Origin of the sequence: Pseudarthrobacter sp. NamE5 (assembly GCF_005796225.1) — a bacterium.
GTDB lineage: Bacteria > Actinomycetota > Actinomycetes > Actinomycetales > Micrococcaceae > Arthrobacter.
The window spans coordinates 60979-80178 of sequence record NZ_VAHO01000007.1; the positions used below are offsets into that span (position 1 = coordinate 60979).

Here is a 19200-nt window from a genome sequence, read left to right on the forward strand (position 1 = left end):
TAGACCCCCACCCAATACCACGGCGAACAAACATTTAGAAACATTACGCGCCCCAAATCTCATCTCCAGCCGCAAAACCCCGAAAAATCAGGGTTTCAGCCCCTGATGTTACGTATTCCCGGCCAAGGTGTGCTTAATGTCTCCCTGGCGCTCGGGGAAAAGGACCGACGTGGCTGCCTTCCGGCAGCTTGCTCCCCAACGGTTCCCTAGCCTCGCAAGCTCGGCCAGGGAACCCTGCTGGCATGGGCCCAAAGAGCAACGAAGGAGCAGCAAGCAGAGGAAGGCGCCCACGGCGGGCCGGTGTGGCCCCATCCAGTGAAACTTAGAGCAATGCCCGGCGGAGGGTGTCCAGCCCTACAGAGCCGACGTTGAGGGCCTTTGTATGGAACTCCTTGAGGTCGAACCCGGGGCGCGCCTCAAGCTCGGCGCGGATCTGTTCCCAGAGGCGCTGCCCCACTTTGTAGGAGGGTGCCTGGCCGGGCCAGCCCAGGTAGCGGGTGAACTCGAAGTTCAGCTGGCCTTCGCTGATGGGCAGGTTCCCTTTGAGGAATTGGTAGCCCTTGTCCGCAGTCCAGGTGCCGGTGCCCCAGCGTTCGGGGATGTCGAGTTCAAGGTGCACACCGATGTCGAACACCACGCGGGCGGCGCGCATGCGCTGCATGTCCAGCATGCCCATGTGGTCGCCGGGGTCGTTCAGGTAGCCCAGTTCCTGCATCAGCTTCTCGGCATACAGCGCCCAGCCTTCGCCGTGGCCGGAGGTCCAGCAGACGTTGCGCCGCCACTTGTTGAGCAGTTCGCGCCGGTAGGTGGCGGTGGCCACCTGGAGGTGGTGCCCGGGAACGCCCTCGTGGTAGACGGTGGTGGTTTCGGCCCAGGTGGTGAAGGTGTCTTCCCCGGCGGGGACGGACCACCACATGCGGCCGGGCCGGCTGAAGTCGTCGGAGGGTCCGGTGTAGTAGATGCCGCCCTCGTCAGTGGGGGCGATGAGGCATTCCAGCTTCTTCATGACGTCCGGGATGTCGAAATGGACGCCGGCCAGTTCAGCCACCGCTTTGTCGGAAAGTTCCTGCATCCATTCCCGCAGGGCTTCCTTCCCCTTCAGCTGGCGGGCGGGATCGTTGTTCAGGATGTCCTTGGCTTCGGCGATGCTGGCGCCGGCCTTGATGCTGTCCGCCACCTGTTCCTGCTGGGCGATGATCCGGTCGAGTTCCTCCACGCCCCAGGCATAGGTTTCCTCCAGGTTTACAGTGGCGCCCAGGAAGGAACGGGAGGCCAGCGCGTAACGGGCCCGACCCACGGCGTCCTTTTCCGGCGCGGCGGGGAACAGCTCAGTGCGGAGGAATTCGGCCAGCCCGGCGTAGGCCGTCCGGGCGGCGGCAGCACCGCCGTCGAGCTTTTGCTGGACGGCGGCGGGCAAGGGCCCGGCGGATGTGGACGCTCCGGCAGCCAGCTTCGCAAAGAAGCCGTCCTCCGCGGCGTACTTGGTGACCTGCTCGATGACGATCTTCACCTGCCGCACTGCGGCCACCCTGCCGGCGTCCTTGGCGAGGCGCAGCGATTCGATGTAGCCATCGATGGCTGCAGGGACGTTGTGGGCGCGGCCTGCAATATGGAGCCAGTCCTGCTCGGTCGCGGTCGGCATCAGGTCGAAGATGGCGCGGATGTCCTGGGCCGGGGAGGCGATGTTGTTGAGGTCCGCGTAGTCCCAGCCCGAGGCGTGGATCAGCAGCTGCAGGCCCAGCCGCTCCTGCATGGCGTCAAGGGTGACGGCATCGACGTCGTCCTCCGGCTCGAGGCCTTCAAGGTCCGCCAGGGCCTTCCGGGCAACTTCCGCGAATTCGGCGATGCCGGCAGGGGAGAAGTCCTGGTACTCGGTTTCGTGCCCGGGGACGCCGAGGGTGGTGGCGAAGGACGGGTTGAGCCTGATGAGCGTCTCGGTGTAGTCATCTGCGACGGCGTCGATGCGGGTGTGCGGGCGGGTGGCAGGAGAAGTGTCTGTAGTCACACACCGAGACTAACGCCTCGGGATGTGGGTTTCAGCCGCGGCTTCGCTTCCACGCGCCGGGGCCGGGCGTAGGCTCCAGCCTGAGTTGCTGGCGGCGCACCCAGTGCCGGACCGGCGGCTTGTCCGTCCGGGCCGGTTCGGCGCCGCCCAGGGAGAGGACGACGGCGGTCAGGGCCGCCAGTTCCTCGGCAGTGGGCTGTCCTTTCACCACGGAGAGCAGTGGTTCAGCGGCCGGCTGGCCTACATCAGCAGGTTCGTTGGCGATCACAGCGGAATGTTCCCATGTTTCTTGGTGGGCAGGCTCGCCCGCTTGTCGCGCAGGGCGCGCAGGCCCTTGATGATCTGCAGCCGGGTGTCGGACGGGGCGATGACGGCGTCCACGTAGCCCAGCTCGGCAGCCTGGTAGGGGTTCAGAAGTTCCTCTTCGTACTGCCGGATGACTTCGGCGCGGCAGGCCTCGACGTCGCCGCCGGCTTCGGCCACTGCCGCGAGGTCGCGGCGGTAGAGGATGTTGACGGCGCCCTGCGCGCCCATGACGCCAATCTGTGCGGTGGGCCAAGCCAGGTTCAGGTCGGCGCCCAGCTTCTTGGATCCCATCACGATGTACGCGCCGCCATAGGCCTTGCGGGTGATGACGGTCAGCTTGGGCACGGTTGCTTCTGCATAGGCGTAAAGGAGTTTGGCTCCGCGGCGGATGATCCCCTGGAACTCCTGGTCCTTGCCGGGCAGGAAGCCGGGAACGTCCACCAGGGTGATGATGGGGATGTTGAAGGCGTCGCAGTGCCGGACAAACCGGGCGGCCTTCTCCGAGGCGGCGATGTCCAGCGTGCCGGCGAACTGCAACGGCTGGTTGGCAACGATGCCCACGGTGTGGCCTTCCACCCGGCCGTAGCCGATCATCACGTTCGGGGCGTACAGCGCCTGCATTTCCAGGAAGTGTCCGTCGTCGACGATCTGCTCGACGACGGTGCGCATGTCATAGGGCTGATTGGCGGAATCGGGGATGAGCGCGTCCAGGGCCAGGTCGTCATCGTCAAGCTCCAGCCCCTGCGTGTGCTCAAGGACGGGGGCTTCTGAGAGGTTGTTGGAGGGAAGGAAATCCAGCAGTTCGCGGACGAACTCGATGGCGTCCGCTTCGTCCGAGGCGAGGTAGGTGGAGGTACCCGTGGTGGCATTGTGCTGGCGGGCACCGCCCAGGGTTTCCATATCAACGTCCTCGCCCGTGACGGTCTTGATGACGTCCGGGCCGGTGATGAACATGTGGGAGGTCTTGTCCACCATCACCACGTAGTCCGTAAGTGCGGGGGAGTAGGCGGCACCGCCGGCGGAGGGGCCCATGATCAGGGAGATCTGCGGCACCACACCCGAGGCATGGACGTTGTTGCGGAAGATGTCGGCGAACATGGCCAGGGACGCCACACCCTCCTGGATGCGGGCGCCGCCGCCGTCCAGGATGCCCACCACCGGGCAGCCGTTGCGCAGTGCGAATTCCTGGACCTTGACGATCTTTTCGCCGTTGACCTGGCTGAGGGAGCCGCCGTACACCGTGAAGTCCTGACTGTAGACGGCCACCAGGCGGCCATCCACCGTGCCGTAGCCGGAAACCAGGCCGTCACCGAGCGGCTTCTTCTTTTCCATGCCGAATGCGTTGGAGCGGTGCACGGCAAGGGCGTCGAATTCGACGAAGGAGTCTTCATCCAGCAGCAGGCCAATGCGCTCCCGCGCAGTGTTCTTGCCGCGCGCATGCTGCTTCTCGATTGCTTCGGGGCCGGAGGGCTTTTCGGCACGTGCCTGGCGGTCGCGGAAATCGGCGATCTTTCCCGCTGTCGTTGTCAGATCGTGGCTCATCAAGTATCTCCGGCTCTGTAGCAAATTGATTCGTGGTGCTGGCGCTCGCGGGCTGTGCTGTTGGTTTAAGTAGCTTCCACACAAAAGACGAACCCTGCTGGCAAGTCTAGTGACGCTTCCGGCGCCCGCAGCTGTAGGGAACCTACAATTTTCTGCGGTGCCCTCAGCAGCACTCGTATGTTACTTGCGGGTAACTTAGTTGGGTTACAGTGGTCGCATGACTTCGAGCAATGATGCTTTCCACCGCCAGGCGGGCCCCTATCAGGCGGCCGGATCGCTCCAGGGGCAGACCCTCCTGATCTCCGGCGGCAGCCGTGGGATTGGGCTTGCCATCGCCCGGCGCGCAGCCCAGGACGGAGCCAACATCGTGCTGCTGGCCAAGACGGGGGAGCCGCATCCCAGGCTTGCCGGGACGGTCTACACTGCGGCGGAGGAGTTGGTGGCCGCGGGCGGGCAGGCGCTGCCCCTCGTAGGTGACGTCCGGAATGACGACGACGTGGCGCGCGCCGTGGCTTCGGCCATCGACCGCTTTGGCGGCATCGACGTCGTGGTGAACAACGCTTCCGCCATCGACCTTTCCCGTACGGACGACGTCGACATGAAAAAGTACGACCTGATGCAGGACATCAATGTCCGGGGCACCTTCCTGATGTCCAAGCTGGCGTTGCCGGCGCTGCGCGCCTCGCGCCGGGGCCACATCCTTACCCTGTCGCCGCCGCTGAACCTCGATCCGCACTGGGCCGGAAAACACCTCGCCTACACCGTGGCGAAGTACGGGATGAGCCTCACCACCCTGGGACTTGCCGAGGAGCTCAAGGCGGACGGAATCAGGGTTAATTCGCTCTGGCCGTGCACCCTGATCGATACGGCGGCCATCAGGAACATGCCCCAGGGCGAGGTGATGGTCCAGGCCGCCCGGGATCCGCAAATCATGGCGGACGCTGCCCACGCCGTGCTGACCGGCAGCAATCTGGGAGCCGGCGGCCGGCCCAGCGGCAATTTCTACACTGACGAAGAGGTGCTCGCGGCAGCGGGAGTCACCGACTTCCGTCCGTACAGCCTGGGGGCACCCGAGGAGAGCCTGGTCCCGGACATTTTCCTGTAGCCGGGACGTCCGGCCCGTGTCGGTAGAGTTTAGGTATGGATGACGCACATGCCCCCGGCACGCCCCTGAACCGGAGGGAACTCGCGGACCAGGACTTCCTGTCCGCGGCGGGCATTCCCCGGCTCGAGGTGGTGGATTCCACGGGATCCACCAACGCTGACCTTCTTCGGTCCGTGACTGTGGAGCCCTCCGCCTGGCCGGACATGTCCGTGCTCACCGCGGAGTACCAGACAGCTGCGAGGGGGCGGCTGGACAGGCACTGGGAGGCGCCACCGCTGAGCTCGATCTCGGTTTCGGTGGTCCTGAAGCCGGTCAATGCCGAAGGCAGGCCGCTTCCCACCCAGAGCTACTCCTGGCTGTCGCTCATCGCGGCCCTGGCACTGCATGAGACACTGCTGGAAACCGCCGGCCTCCCTGCCGAGCTGAAATGGCCCAACGATGTCCTGGTGCGCGGGAAGAAAATCGCCGGCATCCTGGCGCAGCTGGGTCCAATGGTGGACGGCTCGGCGCCGCCCGTCATCCTCGGGACGGGCCTCAACGTCACCCTTCGGGAATCGGAGCTCCCCGTTCCCACGGCCACTTCCGTGGTGCTCGAATCCCCTCGCACGACGGACCGGACCGGGCTGCTGAAAAGCTACCTTTCGCACTTTGCCATGCTCTACCGCAGCTTCTGCAATGCCGACGGCGATCCGGCGGCAGGGCTGGCAGGCGGGCCTTCCCTGCACAAGCGGGTGGAAGCAGTCATGGCTACACTGGGCAAGCAGGTGCGGGCGCAGCTGCCGGGCGACCACGAGATCATCGGCCACGCCTCACGCCTGGACGACTACGGGTCGCTGCTGGTGGTGGACCGCGAGTCACGCGAACACGTGGTGACCGCGGGCGACGTGGTGCATCTGCGGCCATGGACTGCTCCGGAGGATTCCGGCCAGGGCGGTTATGCGTAATGACCTCGTTCCGGGCGAGCAGGTGATTGTCACCACCCGTCCGCAGCCGAGGAAGCTGGCCGGGGCCGCCGCAGCCTTCATTCTTGCGCCGGCGGCTGCCGCCTATGCTTCAGCATGGATCATCCGCGGGGAAGCGGCGCGCTTCTTCCCGGCCCTGACTGCCCGATGGACTCCGTGGCTGGTGGCCGGCTGTGTCCTCGCAGCCGCGGCGGTCTGGGCCGGTTACTGCCTGCCCCGGCTCCTGCGCTGGCAGGGCACCAGGTATACCCTCACCAACCGGCGGCTGGTGTCCCGGATCGGCATCCTGCGGCGGCAGGACCAGCAGGTGAACCTGGCCTCGGTGCGCAACCTGACTGTCCACGAGTCGGTACTTCAACGCCTGTTGCGCTCCGGGAATATATCCTTGGAAACCGGGTATCAGGGCGTGGTGACTTTCCAGGACGTACCTGAGGTTGCCAGGTTCCGGGACTTCATCCTCGATGCAATCGGGGAATTGCCATACGAACGTGACGGCCAGCCCGGCGGGGCAGACGATAACCCTGCCGGAGCATTGCCATGGGATGTGAGAGAAGGTGGACGGGATGAACGATGAGGACCAGCAGGAACGCGTCGATATCGCCGCGCCCGCCCCACCAAGCGGTTCGCCTGACGCTGCACAAGGCGGCCAGCCCCACGACGGCCACCATCCCCCCACCGGAACCCTTTCCGCGGACAGGCTTGCCATGAAGGCGCTCGAGGCAAGGCTGCTGGGCGGGGAACGCAAGCTCCGCCGTCGTGAAGTTGCTGCCGGTGCCGGACTGTCCCTGCTTTCTGCCCGCAAGCTTTGGCGGGCCCTGGGATTTCCCAACTTCGGTGATGAGGACGTTGCCTTCACCGAACGCGACCAGGCTGCGCTCTCCACCGTGGTGGACCTGGTCCGGTCGGGCAAGCTGACCGAGGAAGCCGCCATCTCCGTCACCCGCTCCATTGGCCAGATGACGGACCGGATGGTGGTTTGGCAGATCGAGGCGCTGGTGGAGGACATGGTCCACGAACAGGGCGTCACCGACGCCGTGGCCCGCAAGCGGCTGGTCAACGAGCTGCCGGCGCTCGTGGATGCCCTTGAAGAAGTGCTGGTTTACTCCTGGCGGCGCCAGCTCAACGCCGGCGTCCAGCGGCTCGCCGTCCGCGCCGAAGCCGGCCTCCAAGCCAGCGAAGAGGGCCGCGAAGGCGACGAAGACGATGCTCCGCTGCCGCTGGCCCGTGCCGTTGGCTTCGCTGACCTGGTCTCCTACACCAGCCTGTCCCGGCGGATGAACGAAAAAACCCTGGCCCGGCTGGTGCAGCGCTTCGAAAACAAGTGCGCGGAAATCATCTCCGTGGGCGGCGGCCGCCTGGTCAAGACGGTGGGTGACGAGGTCCTGTACATCGCCGAAACCCCGGCGGCCGGGGCCGAAATTTCGCTGGCACTTGCCCAGGCCTTCACTGAGGATGAGATCCTTCCGGAGGCACGCGTGGCCATGGTGTGGGGACGAATCCTGTCCCGGCTGGGGGACATCTACGGTCCCACCGTAAACCTGGCGGCGCGCCTCACTACCCTCGCAGACCCCGGGACAGTTTTAGTGGATTCCATGACGGCTTCAGCCCTGGAACACGACGAACGGTTCGTGCTGGCACCGCAGCCCCCCGAAAACGTCCGCGGCTTTGGGGAAATCCGCCCGGTGCGCCTGAGCCGTGGACTTGGTAAGGGCCTGGTGCTGGACTGACCCGTCCCGTCAGGCGCCAGCCCCCAAACAGTTTCTCCAGTTGTTGGTCTTCCGCGGTATAGTCGGTGCGGCATCCAACTCTGGACTGCTTGCTGTGGGCAGGGCTCCCCATCGCCGCGGTGCAGAGACCGTGGGTAAGCTTGCCACCGGACAAGCTGCCCCGCCGGTGGATACACCGGCGCGGCCGGCGGCCATGTGAAAAGTCAGGTCTCAGCCGTCCCCCGCCAGGGACGGCAAACATCAAGGCCGGGGTGAGCGCCCCGGACTATGCAGCTGCCTCCGGCAGCGGTTATACAGGGGATTAGTAACGCGGTGACAACTCTGCTGGGGAAGCTGGGGCTGAAAAGGCGCCACAAGAAACTCGTCACGGGCACTGCCTTCAGTGCCGCCGTCGCAGTCCTGGTCACCGGCGCCGTCCTGTACCCCGGGTTCAAGACGACCGAGGTGGAGCTGAACGACGGCGGCGTGTGGGTGGTCTCCAAGTCCAAGAACGCGGTGGGCCGGCTCAACTACCCCTCCCGGGTCCTCGATGGTGCCGTGACGCCCGCTTCCACCACCTTCGACATCCTCCAGGATGCCGGTGACGTTTTCGTTGACGACGAGACCGGTTCAACGCTGAATCAGGTGTCGCCGGCCAACATGCGGCTGGGCGGGGACAAACAGTTGCCCGGGTCTGCGGACGTCAGTTTCGGCTCAGACGTCATCTCGGTGACGGACGCGGCGTCGGGAAAAGTCTGGGCGGTTTCGCCGTCCACGGTTAATGGTTTTGATACGGAAGCGTCCGAACCCGTAATGGTGGGTTCGGAGGGCATCGTCTCGGTGGTGGGCGATGACGACCGGATACACTCCGCGGACCCGAAATCAGGTGCGGTAACCGTCACCACGGTTGATGCCAACGGAGCTGTCACAGCTTCAGACTCTGAAACCTGGGAAGAGCTGAAGGGCTCGGGCGATCTCCAGATCACCGTGGTGGGGGACAAACCGGTGCTTCTGGACGCGGCTGCCGGGAAGCTGCTGCTGCCCGGCGGAAAGCGGCTGCAACTGGACAATGCCCGCGATGCCAGGCTGCAACAGGGCGGACCCGGCAGCGACTTCGTTGCCATTTCCACCCAAAAGGCACTGCTGAAGCAGCCCCTGGACGGCTCCACCGCCAAGACCGTGACGTTCGACGGCGAGGGCGTGCCGGCTGCCCCCGTCCAGCTGGGCGGGTGCGTGCATGCGGCCTGGTCCGGCGCAAACAAGTACGTCCGGGACTGCCTCAACGACGGCGACGACAAGAACGTGGACGTGCCCAAGGCGAGCGCCTCGCCGTCGTACGTTTTCCGGGTGAACAGGGACCTGGTGGTCCTGAATGATGTGAACTCCGGCAATGTCTGGCTGGTGAACCAGAACATGCAGCTGGTGAACAACTGGGATGACGTTGTCCCGCCCAAAAACGAGTCCGACGAGCAGGACCAGGAATCCGCGGACAACAACACCATCAACGTCCTGCCGGACCGCACCAAACCCAACCGTCCGCCGGAAACCAAGCCCGACGCCGTCGGCGTGCGCCCCGGACGCACCACCATCCTCAGCGTGCTGGACAACGATTCGGATCCCGACGGTGACGTTCTCACCGCGGCGGCAGGTGACTCCGGTCCCGGGACCGGCAGCCTGGAGAACATCTACGGCGGCACAGCGTTCCAGGTTTCGGTGCCCGCCGATGCGAGGCCGGGGACCGAAACGTTCAGCTACAGCGCATCCGACGGCCGCGGCCTGTCCGCAACCGGCCAGGTCACGCTTAGCGTGGTGGCACCGGACGAGAACAAGCCGCCGCAGTTCAAGCGCGGGGACAACACCACCATGCTGGTTGAGCAGGGCAAGACTGTCAGCCAGAACATCCTTACGGACTGGATCGACCCCGACGGCGACGACCTGGTCCTCCTGGAGGCCAGAGCGGACAACGACCAGGACCAGGTCAAGGTCCGCCGCGACGGCGTGCTGACATTCCAGGACTCCGGTGCGACGGCCGGCAAGAAGAGTGTGGACGTGACCATCTGGGACGGCCGCGACACGGTGACGGGAAAAGTAGCGGTCAACGTCCAGCCGCCGGGAGCACTGGCGCCGGTAGTCAACGCGGACCATGTCACCGCCGTGGTGGGCCAGGACCTGGTGATTTCGCCCCTGAAGAACGACGTGGACCCCAACGGCGGGGCCCTCCGGCTGGCCCAGGTGGAAGCCAACGGCACCGCCGAGCTTGGCCCCGTGACCGACGGCGGCACCTTCACTTTCCGCAGCACCACCCCGGGGCCGGTCTACCTGACGTACATTGCCAGCAATGGGCCGCAAAGCAGCCAGGGCCTGATCCGCGTTGATGTGGAATCCGGTGACGAGACCGGCAACCCCGTGGCCGTCCATGATGTGGCGCTGATGCCCGCGGGCGGAAGCGTGCTGCTGGACCCGCTGGCCAATGACTCAGACCCCTCCGGCGGCGTCCTGGTGCTTCAGTCGGTGAAACTTCCTGAGAACTCCACCGCCTCGGTCAGCGTGATCAACCACAGCGTGCTGAGGATTACTGACATCCTGGGGACCAGGGACCCGATCCTCTTCGAATACACCATGTCCAACGGGAAGAAGTCCGCCACGGGCAGCGTCTCCGTAGTGCCGGTGCCCGCGCCCGCCGTCGTGGAAGCACCCCAGCCCAAGCCGGACGAAGTGAACGTCCGGGTCAACGACGTCGTCACCATTCCCGTGCTCGGAAACGACACCCACCCTCAGGGGCAGGAGCTCACCATGGACCCGGTCCTGCCGCAGGGCGTGGATCCGCTCGATGGCAAGAGCTTCGTCTCGGAAAACACCCTCCGCTTCATCGCCGGCAGCCAGCCCAAGACTGTGCGGGCCATCTACAACGCCATGGACCCGCAGGGCCAGAAAAGCGCGGCGGCGGTGACTATCCACATCCTCCCGCTGGAGGGTGCCGAAAATTCGCGTCCGCAGCCGCGGAACCTTACCGCCCGCGTGGTGGCTGCAGGAACTGTCCGCATCCCCGTGCCGCTGGACGGCATTGATCCCGACGGCGATTCCGTCCAGTTGACGGGCATCGACAGCACCCCCGCCATGGGCACCGCGACGGTGGGAAGCAACTTCATCGACTTCACGGCTGCCGGGGACGGTGCCGGCACGGATACCTTCCGGTACAAGGTGGTGGACCGGCAGGGCGCCGTCAACACCGGCACGGTGACGGTGGGCATCGCACCGCGGGGCGAGGTCAACCAGAAACCCACTCCCGTGGATGATGAGGCCCGGGTCCGGCCCGGCCGCCAGATCGCCGTCGACGCCACGGGGAACGACACCGACCCGGACGGCGACCTCATCCGCATCCTGACTGACGGCATCGAGGCCGACCCCGCTCTCCAGGCCACCGTCAGCAAGACCAGCGGCCGGATCATCCTGCTCGCACCGGGTGAGGCCGGAACAGTCAACGTACGCTACGCCATTGCTGACGACCGGGACGCCTCCGCCCAGGCGACCATCCGCGTGGTGGTGGACAACGAGGTGCCGCTTAAGGCCCCCATTGCCCGCGACGACAGGGTGACGTCGGCCCAGACGATGGGAAAGACCGCCGTCGATGTCCCCGTCCTGAAAAACGACGAGGACCCCGACGGCGTGGGTGAAAACCTCAAAATCAGCACCGAAGCCGCCACCGCCCGGCCCGGCGCTGACGGCACCATGGTGGTGGACCTGACGGAGCAGCCCCAGCTCATCCCGTACACCGTGGCGGATGTGGACGGCCAGCAGTCCACAGCCGTGATCTGGGTTCCGGGCCTCAGCCAGCAGGTTCCCACCCTGGCGAAGGACGAAGTCCTGGAAGTCACTGCGGGGCAGTCCGTAGACGTTGACCTGGACGAATGGGTCAAGGTGCGCGAGGGCCGTTCGCCGCGGCTGACCCAGACGGACCGGATCAAACTGATCGGTGCCGACGGCGGGGACCCCGTGACCGGCAACGGCACCGGCCTGAAGTACACGGCGGGCGCCGAATATGTGGGCCCCGGCTCGTTGACCTTTGAGGTGACCGACGGAAGCGGTCCGGACGACCCGGGCGGGTTGAAGTCGACCCTCAGCATCCGCACCAAGGTGCTGCCTGATCCGAACAAGAACAACCCGCCCGAGCTCCTGGGTGCCAGCGTGGACGTGCCCAAAGGTGACTCCGCCAGCACCGACCTGGCCAAGCTGACCTCGGATCCTGACCGGGACGACGTCGAGAAGATGAAGTACGAGCTGGTGGGCGGGTCGCCCGCCGGCTTCAACGTCAGCATCGACGGCAAATCCCTGAAGGTCTCGGCAGCCGATTCCACTGGCACCGGAAGCACTGCCGCAGTCCAGGTCAAGGCCAGGGATCCCCGCGGTCTTGAAGCCACGGGCACCTACCAGCTGGCGGTTACGGCCTCCAATCGGCCCAAGCCGGTGGCCAACGACGACCTGGAGCCCAACGCTGCTGCCGGCAAGCCCGTAAGCGTCGATGTCCTCGCCAATGATGCGAATCCTTTCCCCGAGACCCCGCTGAAGATCATCGCGGCGGCGGCGGAAACCGGCACCGGCAACGTCGACGTCAACGGCGGTTCGGTGACGGTCACGCCCGCCCCGGGCTTCACCGGCACCATGGTGGTGTCCTACACCGTGGCCGACAAGACCGGTGATGGTTCGCGGAACGCCACCGCACGAATCAGGCTCACCGTCAAGGACAAGCCCCAGGCGCCCGCCACCCCCCAGGCGCAGAGCGTGGGCGACCGGACGGCGCTGCTGAACTGGACGGCGCCCGCGGACCGCGGCTCGGCCATCACCAAGTACACCGTGTACGGCGAGGGCGGGTTCCAGCAGGACTGCCCGGCCAACACGTGCACGCTCAACGGGCTGGTGAACAACACCCAGTACCACTTCCAGGTGACGGCCACCAATGAGTTCGGCGAATCGGACAGGTCGCCCGCCTCTGCCGAGGTGCGTCCCGACGTGAAGCCGGATATGCCGCTGGCGCCGTCGCTGAAGTTCGGCGACAAGGAGCTGGCCATCAACTGGACCGCACCTGCCAGCAAGGGCTCGCCGGTGAAATCCTACGACCTGGAGATCTCGCCGCCGCCGGCCGGACAGAACGCCCAGATCCAGAACCTCACCGCTGTCAGTTACGTCTGGAAGGGCCTGCAGAACGGCGTCTCCTACAAGGTGCGGGTGCTGGCACGCAACGATGCAAAAGAACCGTCGGAGTGGAGTGCTTATTCGGCGGCCGAAGTCCCGGCGGGCGTGCCGGCCACGCCTGCTGCTCCCTCCGCCTCGGACGCCGGTTCGGTTGGGTCGCAGAGCCAGCTGAAGGTGGCCTGGGCCGCGCCGAACAACAATGGCGACGCCGTCTCGGCCTACACCCTGACCACCCTTCGCGGAGGCGCGGTGGTGTCCAGCCAACAGGTGGCCGGTACCTCACAGAACGTTACTGTGGACAACTCGGAAACCAACTACACGTTCACGGTTTCCGCGACGAACAAAGCTGGGACCAGCGGCACCAGCGCTGCCTCTGCGCCAATCCGGGCGGCAGGCAAGCCGGGACAGGTCAGCGGCGGAACCGTGGCCGACACGGGCACCAGCGGCCAGCTCAAGGTGACCTTCACGCCACTGACGGAGGCGCAGCGCAACGGGTCCACGGCCAGTGAGATCGTCTATTCCTACCGGGCATCCACGGGACAGTCCGGTCCCATCAACGCTCCCGGCGGCAACATCAACGGCCTTCCCAACGGAACGAACATCACCATCACGATCATCGCCACGTCCACCAAGAACAACGTCTCAGGTGACGCCCAGGCGATCGGCACCGGCAACCCCTATGGACCGGCGAATGCCCCGAATATCGACGGTGGCACATCCGCCAAGGGTGACGGTGACGTCCACTGGACCTGGAACAACCCCAACACCAACGGCCGGCCGCTGAGCCACTATGAGGTCAGCTACGAGGGCGGCGGCTGGATCAACGTCGGCAAGGCCACCAGGTACGACCGGTCGGCGGGCGGCTGGGACCAGGCCCGCCAGCTCAGGGTGCGTGCCGTGACGGCGGTCAACGGTGCGGTTGGAGGACCTGTAACGTCCAGGTCAGGTGCCAACCCGACACCGCCGCCGCCTACGTCTTGGAGCATTACCGCCACGCCGGTGCGCAGCTGCACGGAGCCCGGCTACGGAGTGGACAGCTTCCGCGCCGGCAACCCCTCCAGCTGCCAAAGTCCGGGCAAGTGGATGCCGGCAAACGAACCGGCAGACTCCGACTTCTACGTGGTCTGGTACAAGACCACAGAGAACCCTTCCGGCATCTGGTACCACCTCATCAGTGGTGCTGCTGCCGGCAACTACGTCCGCAGCGACACCACTAACCGTCCCGGCAACCCGCCGGCGGGAATGCCGCGGCGGTAAGGCTTCCCGATGCGCACAGCTATTCAACTCCAACCCAAGGATCGCCATGACCATGACCCTCGAGCAGGCCGAGTGGTTTGCAGACACTTTCGAAAAGCTCGTTGCCAATGTGGGGCAGGCCGTCCTGGGCAAGGAGCACGTCATCCGGCTGACCTTCACCGCCATGCTGGCCGAGGGGCACGTCCTGTTCGAGGACGCCCCAGGCACCGGCAAGACGTCACTGGCACGGGCGCTGGCGGCAACGGTGCAGGGCTCGAACAACCGCATCCAGTTCACGCCGGACCTGCTGCCCTCGGACGTGACGGGTGTGACCATTTACGACCAGAAGACGCAGAAGTTCGAGTTCCACAAGGGACCGATCTTCAATAACATCGTCCTCGCCGACGAAATCAACCGCGCCTCGCCCAAGACCCAGTCGGCACTGCTGGAGGTCATGGAGGAATCCCGGGTCACGGTGGACGGCGCTACTTACTCCGCCGGCCGTCCCTTCATGGTCCTGGCCACGCAGAACCCCATCGAGCAGGCGGGCACCTACCGCCTGCCCGAAGCCCAGCTGGACCGCTTCTTGATCAAAACCTCCATCGGGTACCCGGACCACGCCTCCACCGTCCGGCTGTTGGGCGGGACTAACCTCAAGGACCGGTCCAGGGAACTCTCCGCCGTCATCACCACCCAGGCGGTGGCGGACATGGCAGACCTTGCCGCCACCGTCCACGTGGACACCGCCGTCCTCGAATACATCTCCAGGCTCTGCGAGGAAACCAGGAATGCTCCGGAAACCAGGCTGGGGGTATCGGTGCGTGGTGCCCTTGCCATGGTCAGGGCAGCCAAGGTTTGGGCAGCCGGGCAGGGGCGGAACTTCGTCTTGCCCGACGACATCAAGGAACTGGCCCAGGTGGTCTGGACGCACCGCTTCGTCATGGACCCCGAAGCTGAATTCTCCGGGGCAACCGCTGAAGCCGTGCTGGGAAGGATCCTTTCTGACGTGGCCGCGCCGCAGCAGCGCAGCAACGCCTGACGCCACCGCCCACCACTTCCGCGCAACAAAGTAGGCACCTATATGTCCAGCGGCACCCCGTTGACCCGGCTCACGGAGCGTCTCAAGCAACCCATCGCCAGGAACGGCAGGCCTGCACTGCTGCACCCGTCAGCAGTCTGGGTCGAAGCAAGGAACACTGCAGCACTGGCGCTGGCACCGGGATGGGGTGCAGTCCGCGAGGCCTGGCTGAAATACGCCTGGCCGGTGCTTTCCGTCGTCAGCGTCCTGGGCTGGTCAGTGCTGGCCGCATCCCTCCTGCTCTGGATCACCGGACAGGCGTTCGGCTGGCAGGAGGCCAAGGCGGCAGCGATCGCCGCGTCCGTGATGTTTCTGATCGCCGTCGCCTTCATCCTGGGCCGGTCGTCCTACGGCGTGGTCCTCAACCTCGCCCGGACTCGGGTAGCGGTGGGGGACAGCGCCGCTGGCAGCATCGCAGTGTCCAACACCTCCGCCCGCCCCCTGCTGCCGGCATCGGTTGAACTTCCCGTGGGCAGCGTCACCGCCGTGTTCCACCTGCCCCGGATGAAACCGCAGCAGATCCATGAAGACCTGTTCACCATCCCCACCGCCCGCCGCGCCGTCATCGTAGTGGGCCCCGTCCGCTCAGTACGGGCGGACCCGCTGCACCTGCTGCGCCGGCAGGTGCTGTGGACTGAACCTGAGGACCTTTTCGTCCACCCCCAGACTGTCGCCCTGGCCGGTTCCGCAGCCGGGTTCATCCGTGACCTGGAGGGAATGCCGACCACGGACCTGTCCAGTGCCGACGTGTCCTTCCACGCGCTGCGGGACTACGTGCCGGGGGATGACCGGCGGCACATCCACTGGAAAACCACGGCGCGGACCAACAAGCTGATGGTGCGCCAGTTCGAGGAAACGCGCCGCGCCCACCTGGCCATCTCGTTGTCCATCAACACGGACGAGTACGCCTCCGAAGGAGAATTTGAGCTGGCCATTTCCGCTGCCGCGTCCATCGGGCGGCAGGCGATCCGGGAACAGCGCGAACTGGACATCCTTACCCAAAAAGGCCCGCTGCGCTGCGAAACAGGCCGGAACATGCTCGATGACATGACCAGGATCGTGGGGACACCGATGCGCCGCACCGCCGTCGACCTCGCCAGGACCCTCGCGGACACTGTCCCCAATGCCTCCGTCGTCTTCTTCGTCGTCGGAAGCACCATGACAGCCACGCAGCTGCGCTCCGCCGCCGCTTCCGTGCCGCCGGGCGTCCGCAGCCTTGCGGTCAGGGTGGAGGCGGGCGCCCCGCCCAGCCGTGCCACCATCGCTGACCTCACGGTCCTGACGCTTGGCGATCTGAATGACCTGGCCATTGTGCTGAGAAAGGCCGCAGCATGACGCCCGCGGAAGGCCTGCGCCCCCGTTCCGGCCGGCCCACCGCCCAACGTCCCCGCACCGACCCCCGTGACGCAGCCAATTCTGCATTCCCCAACGGCCAGCCGCTGTGGCACTTCCTGCTCGATGCCGCCGCCCTCACCGCGCTGCTGGGGCTGGGCCTGCTCGGCTTCGGCCTGAGCTACGGCGGAGACCCCTACTACCTGCTGTCCGGTTTTGGCGGAATTCTGCTGGGCCTGGCCATCGGCGCGGTCAACGCGCACCTGCGGCTGGGGCTCCTCATCACCACGGCCCTTGCCCTGGGCGCCTACCTGGTCTTCGGCACGCTGCTGGCGGTCCCGGACTCGGCAATCGCCGGCTTCCTCCCCACGCTCGATTCGCTGCGCACCCTGCTGCTGGGCGTCGTGTTTGCCTGGAAAGACATGCTGACGGTCGGCGTCCCGGTGGGAACCGCCGGCGGCGTGCTGATCGTCCCCTTCCTGAGCTGCCTGATCACCGCGCTGGCGGCTGCCGTCCTGACCTGGCGCCTGAGAAGCCCGTACTTTCCACTGCTGCCCGTGCTGGTCCTGTTCGTCACCGGCATCGCCTTCAGTACCAATGCGGCCTTCCTGACCCTCGAACGCGGCATCGGCCTCACGGTGCTGGGCATCGCCTGGGCAACCTTCCGCAGGGACGCCCTCCGGAAGAACTCCACCCGCAAAGTCTCGGTGACCAATCCGCAGCCCGATTCAGCCACAGCCCAGCGCGCGAGGATACGCCGGCTGGGAATGGCTGCCGGCGTCATTGCCGCCAGCGTGGCCGTCACCGCCCTGTCCGCCCCGCTGGTGACTGCCGGCAGTGAGCGGAAGGTCCTGCGCAACGTGGTGGTCCCGCCCTTCGACCCGAAGGACTACATCACGCCGCTCGCCAGCTTCCGCACGTTTGTCAAGGACAAGAAGGACGACACCCTGTTCGTGGTCACGGGGCTTCCACGCGATGCCCGGGTCAGGCTGGGCGCCCTGGACGCCTTCAACGGCACCAACTACACCATGGACCCGAACGGCTCGGGCAACTTCAGCAAGGTGGGCGACACCGAGTCGATCAACACCCTCGCCGATACACCCGGGGTGGTGCCCACCAACGACTACGCCATCAACATCACCATCGAGGACTACCAGGGGTTCTTCGTCCCCGGCGGGCGCCAAACCACTGGCCTCAGCTTTGATGACAGCGCCTCCGCCGCGGCCTCCGGCCTGTACTTCAACTCCGGCACCGACACCGCCGTGACCACCAACGGGCTGGCCCGCGGAGATTCGTACAAGGTACAGGTTTCGGACCCCGTGAAGCTCGAGCACGGGCAGCTGACGCAGTACGGCTTTGCCAAAGTGTCCCTGCCCGACGCCGTCGAGGTTCCTCCCGTGGTGGGCTCACAGGCCAACGGCCTCTCCGCGGACGCACCCACTGCCATTGACCGGGTTCGCCAGATCGAGGCCCATTTCCAGAAGACAGGTGCCTTCAGCAACGGGCTGGTCAGTGAAGGGCAGCTGCCCAGCGTCTCCGGCCACGGGTCAGCCCGGATCAGGAACCTGCTCACCGCCAAGCAGATGCTCGGCGACGACGAACAGTACGCTGTGGCCATGTCGCTGATGCTGCGGCACCTCGGTATCCCGTCGCGGGTGGTGATGGGCTTCTACCCTGAACCCACCAGTCCGGAGAACGGCGCGGGCGAGGTCAGGATCACCGGCAAGGATGTCCATGCCTGGGTTGAGGTGGCCTTTGAACGCGTGGGCTGGGTGAGCTTCGATCCCACCCCGCCCAAGGACAACATCCCCATTCCGCCGGACCCCGAGAACAAGTCCAAGCCCAAGCCCCAGGTGCTGCAGCCGCCGCCCCCGCCGCAGGAACCGGCTGACCTCCCCCCGGATTCGTCACCGGACGCGCTAGACGCTGACCAGAAAAAGAACAACCCCTGGCTGTTCTGGGGCGCACTCCTGGCCGTACTGGGGATCGCCCTGGTCCCGCTCGCCGTCCTTGCGCTGCCGCTGCTGCTGATTGCCCTGCTGAAATCGCGACGGCGGAAGGCACGGTTCAGCGAAGGCCACCCCGCGCAGCGGGTGGGCGGGGGGTGGAGCGAGGTGCTCAGCCTGGCCACGGACATGGGAGCCGCGGTGGACACGAAGGCGACCCGCCGTGAAAGCGCGGCCGTCCTGGCGGAGGCGTTCCCGGCAGCGGGAGGCACCACCACGATGCTGGCCCGCCGTGCGGACGCCTCCATCTTTGGCGCCGGGCAGCCCAGTGAGAATGAGGTGCGGGAGTACTGGACCATGGTGGACAGTTCCCTGCAGGAAATGACCGCCACCGCGGGTTTTTGGCGCCGGCAGCAGGCGCGCTTCTCGCCAAGGTCCCTCCTTGCCGATGCGCGCAATGCGCTGGCACGGCGGGGCAGGCCCGCACTGCCCGGCCTTTCGTCCCTCAACCCGGTGGCCCGCCGTCGCCAGGGTGCGGCAGGCAGCGGACCCGATGGTCCCGCGGGTGAGGCACCCGCAGGGGAGCGGCGGGCGACGACGGAACCACCAACGCAGGGACCTGCAGCACCGTGACCAGCATTGAGACCTGCCCGCAGTGCCGGCAGCCCCTCCGAGCAGGGGCGGCGTTTTGCACCTCGTGCGGAGCTCCGCTGCCCAACCGGGCGGTACTGAGCCACCGCAGCCCAGGGCCGGGCGCCAATTTAGGCGCGGACGTTCAGTCGGGAGCCCCGG

Annotated in this window: 11 protein-coding genes and 1 pseudogene; 9 read left to right on the top strand and 3 right to left on the bottom strand. The window is 66.2% G+C overall.

Translation table 11 applies throughout. The annotated features are described in order from the left end of the window. Positions 1-322: 322 nt before the first annotated feature. Genes FDW84_RS10430 through FDW84_RS10440 form a run of 3 tightly spaced genes read right to left on the bottom strand, consistent with a single transcriptional unit; the run spans position 323 to position 3853 of the window. On the bottom strand, positions 323-2005 hold the full coding sequence (locus FDW84_RS10430; protein ID WP_138609156.1) for a DUF885 domain-containing protein: 1683 nt from the start codon (positions 2003-2005) through the stop codon (positions 323-325). Positions 2006-2036: 31 nt separating this feature from the next. Next, a complete protein-coding gene (locus FDW84_RS10435; RefSeq protein WP_138609159.1) occupies positions 2037-2273 on the bottom strand; it encodes an acyl-CoA carboxylase subunit epsilon in 237 nt (78 codons plus the stop codon). Next, entirely contained in the window at positions 2270-3853 is a 1584-nt protein-coding gene (locus tag FDW84_RS10440) for an acyl-CoA carboxylase subunit beta (RefSeq protein ID WP_138609161.1), read from the bottom strand. The genes FDW84_RS10435 and FDW84_RS10440 overlap by 4 nt, the downstream gene beginning before the upstream one ends. Positions 3854-4070: 217 nt before the next feature. On the opposite strand from FDW84_RS10440, the gene FDW84_RS10445 reads away from it, so the two are divergent. From FDW84_RS10445 to FDW84_RS20030, 9 genes and pseudogenes are all read left to right on the top strand, one after another. Continuing rightward, positions 4071-4958: an SDR family oxidoreductase gene (locus FDW84_RS10445; RefSeq protein WP_138609163.1), complete on the top strand. Its 888-nt coding sequence runs from the start codon at positions 4071-4073 to the stop codon at positions 4956-4958. Between the two features lie 35 nt (positions 4959-4993). Beyond that, positions 4994-5902, top strand: a complete 909-nt coding sequence (locus FDW84_RS10450; protein WP_138609165.1) for a biotin--[acetyl-CoA-carboxylase] ligase — start codon at positions 4994-4996, stop codon at positions 5900-5902. Continuing rightward, positions 5895-6494, top strand: coding sequence for a PH domain-containing protein (locus FDW84_RS10455; RefSeq protein WP_138609167.1), 600 nt, complete (start codon positions 5895-5897; stop codon positions 6492-6494). The genes FDW84_RS10450 and FDW84_RS10455 overlap by 8 nt, the downstream gene beginning before the upstream one ends. Next, positions 6484-7647 (top strand): adenylate/guanylate cyclase domain-containing protein, encoded by a 1164-nt coding sequence (locus FDW84_RS10460; RefSeq protein WP_138609169.1) that lies wholly within the window; start codon positions 6484-6486, stop codon positions 7645-7647. The genes FDW84_RS10455 and FDW84_RS10460 overlap by 11 nt, the downstream gene beginning before the upstream one ends. 312 nt (positions 7648-7959) lie before the next feature. After that, entirely contained in the window at positions 7960-14073 is a 6114-nt protein-coding gene (locus tag FDW84_RS10465) for an Ig-like domain-containing protein (RefSeq protein WP_138609171.1), read from the top strand. 46 nt (positions 14074-14119) lie between these two features. Then, positions 14120-15091: an AAA family ATPase gene (locus tag FDW84_RS10470; RefSeq protein WP_138609175.1), complete on the top strand. Its 972-nt coding sequence runs from the start codon at positions 14120-14122 to the stop codon at positions 15089-15091. 42 nt (positions 15092-15133) lie between these two features. After that, the gene (locus tag FDW84_RS10475; protein WP_138609177.1) at positions 15134-16465 is read left to right on the top strand and encodes a DUF58 domain-containing protein; all 1332 of its coding nucleotides are present in this window, start codon (positions 15134-15136) and stop codon (positions 16463-16465) included. Continuing rightward, the gene (locus FDW84_RS10480; RefSeq protein WP_138609179.1) at positions 16462-19041 is read left to right on the top strand and encodes a transglutaminase TgpA family protein; all 2580 of its coding nucleotides are present in this window, start codon (positions 16462-16464) and stop codon (positions 19039-19041) included. Before FDW84_RS10475 ends, FDW84_RS10480 begins: the two co-directional genes overlap by 4 nt. Beyond that, a pseudogene (locus FDW84_RS20030) lies at positions 19038-19115 on the top strand (zinc-ribbon domain-containing protein); the annotation flags it as partial. The gene FDW84_RS10480 and the pseudogene FDW84_RS20030, both read left to right, overlap by 4 nt. Positions 19116-19200 lie beyond the last annotated feature (85 nt).

Excerpts from the sequence above, each read along its gene's own strand:
- FDW84_RS10440 (WP_138609161.1), bottom strand. The coding sequence starts at position 3,853 with ATGAGCCACGATCTGACAACGACAGCGGGAAAGATCGCCGATTTCCGC.
- FDW84_RS10445 (WP_138609163.1), top strand. The coding sequence starts at position 4,071 with ATGACTTCGAGCAATGATGCTTTCCACCGCCAGGCGGGCCCCTATCAG.
- FDW84_RS10450 (WP_138609165.1), top strand. The coding sequence starts at position 4,994 with ATGGATGACGCACATGCCCCCGGCACGCCCCTGAACCGGAGGGAACTC.
- FDW84_RS10455 (WP_138609167.1), top strand. The coding sequence starts at position 5,895 with ATGCGTAATGACCTCGTTCCGGGCGAGCAGGTGATTGTCACCACCCGT.
- FDW84_RS10460 (WP_138609169.1), top strand. The coding sequence starts at position 6,484 with ATGAACGATGAGGACCAGCAGGAACGCGTCGATATCGCCGCGCCCGCC.
- FDW84_RS10470 (WP_138609175.1), top strand. The coding sequence starts at position 14,120 with ATGACCATGACCCTCGAGCAGGCCGAGTGGTTTGCAGACACTTTCGAA.
- FDW84_RS10475 (WP_138609177.1), top strand. The coding sequence starts at position 15,134 with ATGTCCAGCGGCACCCCGTTGACCCGGCTCACGGAGCGTCTCAAGCAA.
- FDW84_RS10480 (WP_138609179.1), top strand. The coding sequence starts at position 16,462 with ATGACGCCCGCGGAAGGCCTGCGCCCCCGTTCCGGCCGGCCCACCGCC.